Source organism: Bacteroides sp. An269 (assembly GCF_002159755.1).
Lineage (GTDB): Bacteria > Bacteroidota > Bacteroidia > Bacteroidales > Bacteroidaceae > Phocaeicola > Phocaeicola intestinalis.
Map to the genome: position 1 here is coordinate 20189 of NZ_NFJG01000036.1, position 12836 is coordinate 33024.

The window sequence follows — 12836 nt, forward strand, 5'->3', positions numbered from 1 at the left end:
GTCACATTAGCACATTCGAACTATAGTCTGATTGGTTCTTTACTCCTTGTATATCTCGTTGGATGATGTCCTCGGTGAAAAGTCGGACCAGTTCTTCCCATGTCAATACGGTGTCGGGCTGGAATTGTGCCGATTTTGCATAGCGGAGCAGGGCAGTGCGGAACTGGTTCCCTTCGGGTGTGTCTTTAATGGCATTGAGGTCGGTGGTGCATACCAGAAGCTTTCCTTTTCCGATGCGGAACTCGAAGACGATACCCAGTTTGTGGTTCCGTTCGATGTTATCAATGACTTGCACTACGGGGCGGTATGCCTTGTCTGTGTGGTTCAGTATCATCGGACGCGAATTCCGGGTGATGCTCCACCATTGCCAGTCACTATGTTCTTCGGTAGGGAAGTGGCGGAATAAGGGATGTGCGGGATTTGTCAATATCGACATCGTACCCGGCGAAACCTCTTTGCCTGCATTTTCCGATATGGTCTTGAACATGGCATAGTTCCAATAATCGGGTGTGAACATGCCTCCTACGCTTTGTTTCCCGATGTCCTTGTGGCGGGGAAGCAAGAGTACGGTTTCTCCCTTTGCCAGCTTGGCTTTCACCTGCTTGTTAAGTAGGGAATCGATGTAAATTCCTTCTGTACTTTCCTGCTCATCGGGGTACACCCAAAGATGGTAATAATTGTGGTAAGTACCTGTCCGAAGGTTTAAGGTGAGGCGCTGAGGCTTTTTCAGTCCGTTTAGTGATAAATTGATGTCACCGGCTTCTTTTAGTTCGCCTTGGGGAACGGAACAGGTAATCGTTCCTTGTTTTTCCCATTCTCCGTCATCAGAAACCAGTTGCCAATGAATGGGAGTCGACCAATCATTTTCTTCGTAGTTGGAAAGGGAGATACCAATGTGTAAAGGTTGGGTGTTCAGCCAGCAGAAATCGGTGAGCCGGGCAAGCGGTACGACCGGTGCACAGAATCCGTAGAAGGTTTCGGGGTCTATAATGCCTTTGCTTTCCATAAAGGCGTCAAGTATGCCTACCAGTGCCGAGCCTTGTCCGGGGTAATCCTGCAGGTCGAGCATTTGGAAACCTCCGAAGCCGGGTGTGCGCAGGGCATATTCGATATCGGCTTTGTAACATGCCACAGAGAAATGTCCCGTAGCACGATGGAAAGCTTCGGCTTGGTCGTGTAGGTGATTTTCTTTCAGCCGGTTACGGAATATTTCCAGATTGTATGGATACAGCACGCCTTTGTATTTCGCAATTTGCTGGAAGTCGGGATAAATCTGGAACTGGCAGGTCTCGTGTCCCACTACGGGACGGGGACACCGGGCAATGGCTTGTGCATAATTGGCGGTTGTATTGGGACGGGTGTTGTTCAGGATGCCTCCCTTTTCTGCATCCACGTATGCGAAGGAAGAGCGTACATGAGTCGAATATCCTTCGCCTCCGCCTACCCGGCACGTTACGAAGAAGTCTTCTCCATCTTGCGGACCTTGCCAACCCAGATTGTTGTTCGAACCGAAACAATACAAGTGCCGTAGGTCTTTCCGGCGGAACTCGTCAAGCCACTCGCGCATTACGTCAATGTCTCCGTGCAGCTCATTGCCTAGTCCCAGCATCATGAACGAAGGATGATTGCCCAGCCAGTCCAATATCATGTTGCCTTCTCGTTTCAGGAATGTGTTCAACGATATATTGTTACGCTGTATGGCTCCCCAAAGTGGAAGTTCCACTTGGAAATAGATACCTTCTATATCGGCTGCTTTCAAGGCTGCTTCGGGAGGAGTGTACGAATGGCACCGGTAGTGATTGATGCCATATCGTTTGGCTATACGGAATATGTTGCGCCATGTTTCCACATCCATTGGTGCATATCCGGTAAGAGGGAAGACGCAGGCATCGTGTTTGCCGCGAAGCAATATTTTCTTGTCGTTTAAAACAAATTGCGTGTTTTCTGTACCGAATTCACGCATTCCGAAATCTATGTGTTGCTGGTCGTGTGAGTGCCCGTTGTTAAGTGCAATGTCCAGTCCATACAAGGCAGGATGAAATTCGCTCCATAGCAGCGGAGACTCTCCCATGCCAAGTGTAAAGGTAAACGAATTGGCACCCTGTTGCAAGGTTATGTTTTTCTCGAAGGTGGGAAGCACGTGTGTAGTAGGGGTATTCCATGCTTTTCCTTGGATACTGACAATTGCTGAACAGGGATAGTCGGACCATACCTCCAATGTTATGCGGGCGCATTTTTCAGATACAGATGGGTAGACTTGTACCTTATTTATATAAGGTGTATCGTAGGCTTCTATCCCGAATTTGCCTAAGATACCGTTCCAGTTGGTTTGTGTGGCATCGGTCCAAGCATGTGAACTTTGTATTTCTTTCGGTACTGATGTTTCAGAATTGTCTATACGCAGGACAATATGGTGCTTGCCTGGTTTCAGGGAAGGAAGTTCATAACAATGAGGGGCATAGAGGTGTGAGAAGCTTCCGATGCTGTCCCCGTCTATCCAAAGCGTGCTGGGCTTGGTGCGTTCCATAATCAGGCGGAGTTTTTTTCCGGCAAATCCTTCGGGCAAGGTAAAGTCGCGCTCGTAGGTGACTTGTCCGCTATACGAATGGAGCCGGGTCAGTTGGGTGGTAACGTAAGGTGCCTGTGCCGGATTGCCTAATTTGTTTTCATCGGTGGTGCCCGGAAGCCGGCAAGTGCCTAACGAACTTTCCCAGATGCCCGACAGGGGAAGGAAGGCTCTCTCTTGTGCTTGTGCGCACAAAGCGCAAAGCATGGTTGCGAGTGAAAGAAAGAGTTGTTTCATTTACAATTTAGCAATTTACGATTTACAATTTATTTCATTTCTATTTGCAATGTACAAAATAGGATTAGGGGATAAATCGTAAATCGTAAATCGTAAATCGTAAATTGTCAAATAGTAAATGTTCATCATTTGCCATATTTCGCCTTGATGCCCGGCAGTTCTTTCCGGATATCGGCGATACGGGTGGCATCGCTGGGGTGTGTGCTCATAAACTCGGGTACAGACCCTCCGCTTCCTGCCGACATCTTTTGCCAGAATCCGACGGCTACATCGGGATTGTATCCAGCCATGGTCATGAATACCAGCCCCATATAGTCTGCTTCCGATTCGTGTTTGCGCGAGAAGGGAAGCATCATGCCGTATTGTGCGCCGATGCCGTAAACCGTGCCTGCAACCTTTTGCACTGCAGCACTCTTGTCGCTTACCAGCGAATTGAGGATATTTGCGCCATATTGCGCCATTACTTGTTGGCTCAGGCGTTCATTGCTATGCTTTGCTACGGCATGAGCCACTTCATGTCCTACCACTACCGCCAGTTCGTCATCGGACGAGACCAGCTTCATCAGTCCTTCATAAACTACAATCTTTCCGCCCGGCATGCAGAAGGCGTTCACTTGCGGGTCTTGTATGAGATTGAATTCCCAGGAGAAGTTCTGGATTTCCGATGCCATGCCGTTCGCGCGCAGGTAGGCTTCGGTGGCGGAGGCTATCTTTTTCCCTACCCGTACCACCATGGCGGTTTGTGCGGCATTGGCCGATTTCTTAGCCGACTTGATATAGTCGTTGTATTGGGTAAGACTGGAGGACAGCACTTCGCTATCCGATACCAAAAGCATTTGCTTCCGTCCGGTCAGGGGGACGGTAAAGCAGCCTGCCAGCAGGAGGGCGGCAAGCAAGAGCAAGGTGAAATGCAGTTGTTTCATCATCCGTAATTCGTTTTAAGGTTTCTTTCAGCAAATATATAGCATTTTCTGTAATAATCCGCACTATCTGTAATGAAAAAGATAAAACAGTATCATTCGCATTGGTGGAATATGCCTACTTTTGCATTGATATCATTTAAAACAACTCATCATGAAAAACATGAAAGCTAAAGTCTTATTAGTTGCCGGAGCTTCGCTTTTCGCTTCCGGTGTATGGGCGCAAGAGCAACTTGTGCGCCTCTCTACTCCCGAAACTTCGCTGGTGATTGACGCACCGCAAGGGGGAGAATTGAAATATGTATATTATGGTACGAAGCTGGGCGATGCGGACCTGAAACAGATTGATGCGGTGCGTACGTGCAATCATGCCGCTTATCCGGTGTATGGAATGAATACTCCGGCAGAAACGGCACTCTCGGTATGCCATGCCGACGGGAATATGTCAACCCAGCTGGTGGTGGAAAGCGTGGCTACGACCGATGGGGATAAGACAACGGAAGTTTCTGTCCGCTTGAAAGATAAGGTGTATCCATTTTATGTCAACGTATGTTACCGGGCTTATCAGGATGTGGACATCATTGAGACCTGGACCGAAATAACGAACGAAGAAAAGAAACCCGTAGTGCTCAACCAGTTCGCTTCGGCTTACCTGCCCATCCGCAGGGGCAATGTATGGATCTCCAGCCTGTATGGTTCGTGGGCGAACGAAGGGCGTTTGGTTCAGGAACCGTTGGAGCCGGGCATGAAAGTGATAAAGAACAAGGACGGGGTGCGCAATTCGCATACGGCACATGCCGAAGTGATGTTCTCGCTCGACGGCCGTCCACAGGAAAACGTAGGGCGGACCATTGGTGCGGCACTTTGCTATACAGGAAATTATAAGCTCCGTATTGACACCGATGATAGCGAATACCACCAGTTCTTTGCCGGTATCAATGAAGATAATTCCATGTATCATTTGCAGAAAGGCGAAACGTTCAAGACTCCGGTGCTTGCCCTTACTTATTCGGACGAAGGGTTGAGCGGAGCCAGCCGGAACTTTCACCGCTGGGGACGCACTTATAAGCTGGCGCATGGAGACAAGCCTCGCAAAATCTTGCTCAATAGCTGGGAAGGTGTTTACTTCGACATCAACCAGCAAGGCATGGAACAGATGATGGCGGACATCGAATCAATGGGCGGCGAATTGTTTGTGATGGATGACGGATGGTTCGGAGGCAAGTACCAGCGCAATACCGATAATTCTTCGTTGGGCGATTGGGTGGTAGATACCCGTAAGCTTCCCGAAGGCATTGAGGGATTGCTCCGTGACGCAAAGAAACATCATGTGGGATTCGGTATCTGGATAGAGCCGGAAATGTCGAATACTACGAGCGAACTCTACGAGAAGCATCCCGAATGGATAGTGAAAGCTCCCCAGCGCGACCCGGTATTGGGACGTGGCGGAACGCAGGTTGTACTTGACCTCGGCAATCCCGAAGTGCAGGACTTCGTGTTCGGCGTGGTGGATGACCTGATGAGCAAGTATCCCGAAATCGAATATATCAAGTGGGACGCCAATATGGCGATTATGAACCACGGTTCGAATTACCTGACCCATGATAACCAGAGCCACATGTACATCGAGTATCATCGTGGCTTCGAGAGTGTATGCAACCGTATCCGTGCCAAATACCCTGACCTTACTATCCAGGCTTGTGCCAGCGGCGGAGGACGTGCCAACTGGGGGTACTTGCCTTGGTTCGACGAGTTCTGGGTGAGCGACAATACTGATGCCCTCCAGCGCATTTACATGCAATGGGGCACCTCGTATTTCTTTCCGGCGATTGCCATGGCATCCCACATCAGTTCGGCTCCCAATCATCAGGTCTTCCGTACCGTTCCTATCAAATACCGCATCGATGTGGCGATGAGCGGGCGTCTGGGCATGGAAATCCAGCCAAAGAACATGACCGAGGAGGAGAAGGAGATTTGCCGGAAGGCAATAGCCGATTACAAGATGATTCGTCCCGTAGTGCAGTTCGGGGATATCTACCGTCTGGTTTCTCCCTACGACCGCTTGGGTGTGGCATCTCTGATGTACACTTCGCCCGAGAAAGACAAGGCGGTATTCTATTGGTGGAAAATGGAAACGTTTTATAACCAGCATTTGCCACGTGTGCGCATGGCAGGTCTCGACCCGGCGAAGATGTATCGGGTCAAAGAGTTGAACCGTATCGATAACGAGCCTCTCCCGTTCGAAGGGAAAGCGTATTCGGGCAAGTTCTTGATGGAAAACGGCTTAGAAATCCCTTACACGCATAAGGTGGACTATCACAAGCTGAATGATTATGCCAGCCGGGTGCTGTATTTGGTAGCAGAACAGTAAAAAATAAAGAACCGGGAATGAAGAATAAACAAATCGTTATTCTTTATTTCCGGTTCTTTATTTAGTTAGAAATCGTTTTGAATTTATCGCCCAAAGTACGCACAAGACGAACACATTAAGCTAAGAAAAACTTTTTGTAGTAATTCAAAACAGTTTCTTGGAAAACTTTTTATTTCAGTTTTGCCAGTGTTTCCTTGATGCGGCGCATGGCTTCGATGATGTTTTCATCGGAAGTGGCGTAACTCATGCGGATACATTCAGGGGCACCGAAGGATGTTCCGCCCACGCAGGCTACGTGGCCTACTTCGAGCAGGTACATGGCAAGGTCATCGGCGTTGTTGATGACACGGTCGCCGTCTTTCTTGCCAAAGAAGAAGTCGCATTTCGGGAAGAGGTAGAAAGCACCTTCGGGCACGTTTACTTCAAATCCCGGAATTTCTTTCGCCAGTTTGACAATCAAGTCACGACGGCGTTGGAATGCCTGGCGCATTTCTTCTACTGGATCCTGTGTGCCGGTGTAAGCGGCTTCGGCTGCTTTCTGCGATACCGAGCACGGACCAGAAGTATATTGTCCCTGGAGTTTGTTGACACCTTTTACAATCCATTCGGGAGCCGCAATGAAACCGATACGCCAACCTGTCATGGCATATGCTTTGGAAACTCCGTTGACGATAACCACACGGTCTTTGATTTCGCTGAACTGGGCGATGCTTTCGTGTTTGCCGATGTAGTTGATGTGCTCATAGATTTCATCGGCGATAGTAATGACACGCTCGTGCTTAGCCAATACCGAAGCCAGTCCCGCCAGTTCTTCCTTGCTGTATACCGAGCCGGTAGGGTTCGAAGGCGAGCAAAGAATCAGGGCGCGCGTCTTAGGAGTGATAGCCGCTTCCAGTTGTTCGGGAGTAATCTTGAAGTCTTGCTCGATACCCGCACGCACAATGACGGGAGTACCTTCTGCCAGTTTCACCATTTCGGGATAGCTTACCCAATAAGGAGCAGGGACAATGACTTCATCTCCTTTGTTTACCAAAGCCATAATCGTGTTGCATACCGACTGCTTGGCACCGTTGGCACAACTGATTTGGGCTGCTGTATATTCCAGTCCGTTTTCTTTTTTCAGTTTTTCTACAATGGCGTTTCGCAATGCGGGATAACCGGCTACAGGAGAATAGCGCGAATAGTTTTCGTCAATCGCTTTTTTAGCGGCTTCCTTGATATGGTCGGGAGTGTTGAAGTCGGGTTCGCCGACACTCATGTTGATTACATCTACGCCCTGAGCCTTAAGCTCGCCGCTCTTTTGCGACATAGCCAGCGTAGCCGAGGGTGACAAACTGTTTAAACGTTCTGAAAGTTGATTCATATTCTTCTTTTTAATTTTAGTTCAAAATCGGTGCAAAATAAAGCATTTTTTATGACATATAAAAACATTTCTTACTTTCTGTCGCCTAAGAACCGAAGTAAATACAAGAAAAGGTTGATAAAGTCGAGATAGAGCGTCATAGCACCCATCAGGGCAATCTTTTGGGTGGTATCATTTATCGCTATGTCTTCTCCTGTTAATAGCTGCTTGATTTTTTGTGAATCATAAGCCGTAAGCCCCGTGAAAATCAACACACCGATACCCGAAATGATTAAATCCATCATTGAGTTATGCAGGAACAAGTTGACCAGTGAAGCAATGATAAGTCCGATCAGTGCCATGATGCAGATATTTCCGATACGGCTCAAGTCTTTCTTGGTCACATAGCCATAGAGTGCCATTACGCCAAAGGTACCTGCCGTAACAAAGAATGTGGTGGCAATGGAACTCATGGTGTATATCATAAAGATAAAGGCGAGCGTGACTCCGTTCAGAATGGAGTAAGCGATGAAAAGCAAGGTAGCCGTGCTGAAAGCAATCCGGTGGATGCGTGCGGAAAGGTAGATGACCAATCCTATTTCAGCTATCAGAAGCCCCCAGAAGAGCATCCGGTTTTCAATAATCATCGAGAGTAACGTGTATGATTTTGCCACGTATAAAGATACCAATCCGGTAATGACCAGCGCCAATGTCATCCATGTGTAGACATTGCGCATCAGTGTAGCTTGTACGGCCTTTGCTTTAGACGCGTACACTTTTGCCAAATCATTTGTTTCCATAATCATTAATTTTTAATGTATGATTTTCAATTCTTAAAATGCAACGTATGTCCCATGCGGTCTTTCTTCGTATGCAGGTAACGTTCGTTGTAAACGTTAGGTGTGACCTCGATAGGCACATTCTCCACGATTTCCAATCCGTAGGCTTCCAGTCCCACCCGTTTTACAGGATTATTGGTAAGCAGACGCATCTTGTGAATGCCTACCTCACGCAGGATTTGTGCGCCTACTCCATAGTCGCGTTCATCGGCTTGGTGTCCGAGGCAGATGTTGGCGTCTACGGTGTCCATGCCTTCTTCCTGGAGCTTGTAGGCTTTCATTTTTTCCATCAATCCGATGCCACGTCCTTCCTGAATAAGGTAGATAACGGCACCTTTGCCTTCTCTTTCTATCATTTGCATGGCTTTATGAAGCTGTTCTCCGCAATCGCAACGCAAAGAACCGAAAATGTCGCCCGTAGCACACGACGAATGTACACGCACCAATACGGGTTCATCAGGCTCGAAGTGTCCCTTTATCAACGCCACGTGTTCCAGGCCGTTGCTCTTCTGGCGGAAAGGTATCAGGCGGAAATGTCCGTATCCGGTAGGCATGTCTACTTCTACACCTTTTTCTACCAGAGACTCCTGTTTTAAGCGGTAGGCGATGAGGTCTGCTATCGAAATCAGTTTGAATCCGTACTGGTCTGCCATTTGACGGAGTTCGGGCAAGCGTGCCATACTGCCGTCTTCGTTCATTACCTCCATCAGTGCGGCTGCTGGATAGAGTCCTGCAAGTTTGGCCAGGTCTACGCTGGCTTCGGTATGGCCTGCACGTCGGAGTACACCTTTGTCTTGTGCGTAAAGTGGGTTGATGTGTCCAGGACGGCCGAAAGTCTCAGGTGTAGATGTTGGGTCGGCAAGAGCACGGATGGTAGCAGCCCGGTCGGAGGCAGATACGCCTGTGGTGCATCCTTCCAGTTTGTCGATGGTTACGGTGAAAGGGGTGCCCAATACTGAAGTGTTATTGGTTACTTGGTGGGGAAGGTCGAGCTCTTTGCATCGCGATAATGTAATCGGTGCGCAAAGAACCCCGCGTGCGTGTTTCAGCATGAAGTTCACTTTCTCGGGAGTAATCAGTTCGGCGGCAATGATGAGGTCGCCTTCATTTTCACGGTCTTCATCATCTACTACAATGACAAATTGGCCTTTGCGGAAATCTTCTATTGCTTCTTCTACGCTATTTAGTTTGATTCTGTCCATAATGTTTTTATTGTTGAGTATAATAATGTTGTTTTTTTATCTGTTGTATCACGCCCTCGTTGGTCTTGATGATGGTTTTTAGATCTTGTTCGAGCCGTGCACGGTACCGCCAGATGTTCAGATACACCAAGATTCCCAATGGAAGCAGGATGCCAGTCAATAGGTTCAGCCATCGGTTGTCGAACAGGCTCTTGTGAGCTTTAACTGATAAGAACGGGTAATTGTTCATCAAGTTCAGCAGAACAGGATCTTTGGTGTTCGACAGTTCTTCTATTATTGCTTCCATTTGTTTACTGATATCAGCTATCGCGTCATCGTGTTCATTTGAAGTAAATATCTGGAAGTAATTGGGCAATCCTTTCAGCCGGTGTGTGTGCATATATGCGTCGCATTGCCGGCTGATGAATGCCAGTTCTTCGGTATCTTTCAGGTATTCGGGGGTATGGATTATCACTTCTTTCTTGAATAAGTGGCGTGAGATACGGATTCCGAAAAGTTTCCGGAAAAAAGCCGCATAGGTATCAATGTTGAATACCACAGAGTCCTTGTTTGATTTGTAAGTGAAGAATGTCCCTACAGGAGCTAACACCAGCGTACTCATCCATGTTCCCAGCACGATGTTCATTTCCCCGCTTTTCCCGATGCGGGTAGCGCCTGAGTCGATGATGTAGTAAATTACAAAAATCAGAACCGAGATGACAACAGGCATACCTAATCCTCCTTTTCGGATGATGGCTCCTAAAGGTGCTCCGATGAAGAAGAAGATGATGCAGGCAAGTGAAAGCGTTATTTTTTTGTGCCAGTCAGAGCGGTGAGTGCGGATACGGTTGTCTGTGTCTTTACTCATAAAACTTTTCATCTCCCAGTCGGATGCCAACGAGGAAATCCTGTTTTCCGTCTTGCTCAATGTTTGAGACTTTTCTTGCGAAGTCATGGAATTGAAGATGCTGTCAGTATTCAGGTATGCCACGTTCAGTTTCTCCAATTTGGTAGAATCGGCTTTGGTCAGTACCGGTGTCTTGTAAGTAGAGTTAATGACATCGTTGAAGTAAGCGCGTCCTACACTGTCGGCGTGTATTTCCAACGAATCAATAGCCTGGGAGATTTCCCGCATATTCTTGATATCCGAGCGTTGGTCGAGGAAACTTCCGTCTACCATATTGAAATCGGAATCGAATTGGATAAGTGTATGCTTTTCCTTGAATGATTCGCGGCGGTAGGGGACGTTACGTGAAATGACAGATTGGGATTTCAGGTTCTCAAATTGTTCACCATTATACAAATGAAGGAAAAGATGCTGCTTGTCGGCGGTCAGTTCCAACTTCCCTTCTTCCGCCCAAATGATATGTGCATTTTCGAATCCATCGGAAAAGTTGTATATTAACACGTCTTTCAGCATACCTGTCTCCCGGTCTTTGTGCTTGACATAAATATTATAACCGTCGATATCACTATAAAATACTCCTTCCGGTATGTCTACTTCAGGAGATTTTTGCTTCATGGAAACCAAGAGTGTCCATAGTTGCTTTTGGGCACGCGGACCGATTTCGTTCTGGAAAAAGAATGACATGCCTCCCAGAAACATGCAGAACAGTACGACTGGCCGCATGATACGGAGTAGGGGGATGCCTGCTGCCTTCATGGATAACAGTTCGTACCGCTCACCAAAGTTTCCGAATGTCATGAGTGCAGCCAGTAGGATGGCCAGAGGAAGCGACAGGGGAATCAATGTCAGACCTGAATAAAAGAAAAATTGGGCTAGAACATTAATCTCTAATCCTTTTCCTACTAACTCGTCTACGTACCTCCATAGAAATTGCATCATGAAGATAAACAGACAGATGAAAAACGTCCCAGAAAAGAGCAGTAAAAAGCTCTTCAATACGAATATATCTAGTTTTTTTATGCGTAGCATTCCTTAATATATGGTTGTCAGCTTGCAAAAGTAGCATAAAAAACAACGCGGAGCATGATGTTTTGTATATTTTTAGAAAATTATATACCGCACGTCCGTTTTAGCACTTCAATTTGAGAGTCCCATAGGTTGATAACGTCATCTTCTTCACCGGGTTCGACAAAGTCTGTCACTTCTAGTGAAAGGTCTGTGGTTAGTTCATTGTAATAAATTTTTAGTTCGAAATAGGTGCGTGGCTCATCGTCTTTCCAGTGAAAACGGATGAATGATTCGGTCCGGAAATTGGTTATTTCGGCTTCTCTGGTTTCGGTCTTTCCCCATTTGAACATAAATGTCTTGTTAAGTCTGGTTACGTTATCGGCAAACCAACGGCTTAATCCGGATGGAGTGCTGATGGCGTTCCATAAAATAGTGCTTGATGCAGGAGCTAACGTATATTCTATCTTTATTTTCTTTTTCATAGATAGTTTCAGGCTTTTCTTTGTTAAAGTTATGAATTAAAATAACGGGCGCAAATTAAACTAATTTTTTGTACACTACATAATGAATCGTCTATTATTTTTCGCTTTTCTCTTTTGCGTATTTTCCGTTTTGATGATATACGTGATAATATGGATTTCGCATATGGCTGGATATGAATGCATTGTATGTGGATTTAGCTTTTGGAGGTAAAAAAGAAGTGAAAAAGATGTGGAGGAAAACAAAAGAAAAATGGGCGAAAATATTGCGTATGTCGAAAAGATGTTTTACCTTTGCACCCGCAATCGAAAAGATGGCGGGATAGCTCAGCTGGTTAGAGCGCATGATTCATAATCATGAGGTCCCCGGTTCAATCCCGGGTCCCGCTACTAAGTAATGATTTGACCGTTGGGTGGCTTCCACGCCTGGCGGTTGTATGGCGGGATAGCTCAGCTGGTTAGAGCGCATGATTCATAATCATGAGGTCCCCGGTTCAATCCCGGGTCCCGCTACAGAAAAGAGGCTGACTCGTTCGGGGTAGCCTTTTTTTTATGTCTGTTTGTCTGTATTTGATGCCAAAAAGAAATAGTATTGAAAGTAATATATACTGCGTTTGCCGATGCAGTTATCTGTTCTGGCAGTTTCAATGCACTGAAACTGCGGATGCAGTATATATTACTTTTCATTGGCATTTAAAGTCAATCAAAAATGAAATGAAAAACATTATTCTTGTCACTCATTCAAGCATGCCTTTTGATGAACATAAGTGGGTTGCCCGTTTCACATAAGTGGTCCTGCCGTTTCACGTAAGTACCCCTGCCTTATCACTTATGTCCGTCTGGATGTGTGTGGATGTTTTTTTGTCCTGTGTGCCCTTCGCGCGCGTATAATTATATTAATGAGTACCCGTTTCAGCCATTTTTCATCAGTTTTAAGAATATTCGTCCTGTAATATGTTGTATGGCAGCATTTTGCGTTTATATGT

8 protein-coding genes and 2 tRNA genes are annotated in these 12836 nt (G+C 46.7%); 3 read left to right on the forward strand and 7 right to left on the reverse strand.

All coding sequences use genetic code 11. The annotated features are described in order from the left end of the window. Position 1 precedes the first annotated feature (1 nt). The gene (locus tag B5F71_RS08925; RefSeq protein ID WP_087209482.1) at positions 2–2803 is read right to left on the reverse strand and encodes a glycoside hydrolase family 2 TIM barrel-domain containing protein; all 2802 of its coding nucleotides are present in this window, start codon (positions 2801–2803) and stop codon (positions 2–4) included. Positions 2804–2928: 125 nt separating this feature from the next. Next, positions 2929–3726, reverse strand: coding sequence for a M48 family metallopeptidase (locus B5F71_RS08930; protein ID WP_087209501.1), 798 nt, complete (start codon positions 3724–3726; stop codon positions 2929–2931). 151 nt (positions 3727–3877) lie between these two features. Between B5F71_RS08930 and B5F71_RS08935 the strand changes: the two genes are divergently transcribed. Next, positions 3878–6094: an alpha-galactosidase gene (locus B5F71_RS08935; RefSeq protein ID WP_087209484.1), complete on the forward strand. Its 2217-nt coding sequence runs from the start codon at positions 3878–3880 to the stop codon at positions 6092–6094. Between the two features lie 169 nt (positions 6095–6263). On the opposite strand, the gene B5F71_RS08940 is transcribed toward B5F71_RS08935, so the two are convergent. From B5F71_RS08940 to B5F71_RS08960, 5 genes are all read right to left on the reverse strand, one after another. Next, on the reverse strand, positions 6264–7457 hold the full coding sequence (locus B5F71_RS08940) for a pyridoxal phosphate-dependent aminotransferase (RefSeq protein WP_087209487.1): 1194 nt from the start codon (positions 7455–7457) through the stop codon (positions 6264–6266). Between the two features lie 71 nt (positions 7458–7528). After that, positions 7529–8236: a Bax inhibitor-1/YccA family protein gene (locus B5F71_RS08945; protein WP_022039156.1), complete on the reverse strand. Its 708-nt coding sequence runs from the start codon at positions 8234–8236 to the stop codon at positions 7529–7531. Between the two features lie 26 nt (positions 8237–8262). Further along, complete coding sequence (locus tag B5F71_RS08950) at positions 8263–9477, reverse strand: bifunctional 3,4-dihydroxy-2-butanone-4-phosphate synthase/GTP cyclohydrolase II (RefSeq protein ID WP_087209490.1); 1215 nt, start codon at positions 9475–9477, stop codon at positions 8263–8265. 7 nt (positions 9478–9484) lie between these two features. Further along, positions 9485–11392: an LptF/LptG family permease gene (locus B5F71_RS08955; RefSeq protein WP_087209494.1), complete on the reverse strand. Its 1908-nt coding sequence runs from the start codon at positions 11390–11392 to the stop codon at positions 9485–9487. Positions 11393–11472: 80 nt separating this feature from the next. Next, positions 11473–11853, reverse strand: a complete 381-nt coding sequence (locus tag B5F71_RS08960; protein ID WP_087209498.1) for an START-like domain-containing protein — start codon at positions 11851–11853, stop codon at positions 11473–11475. Positions 11854–12166: 313 nt separating this feature from the next. Here B5F71_RS08960 and B5F71_RS08965 point away from each other — a divergent pair. Next, a tRNA-Met gene (locus B5F71_RS08965) sits at positions 12167–12240 on the forward strand. 49 nt (positions 12241–12289) lie between these two features. After that, a tRNA-Met gene (locus B5F71_RS08970) sits at positions 12290–12363 on the forward strand. Positions 12364–12836 lie beyond the last annotated feature (473 nt).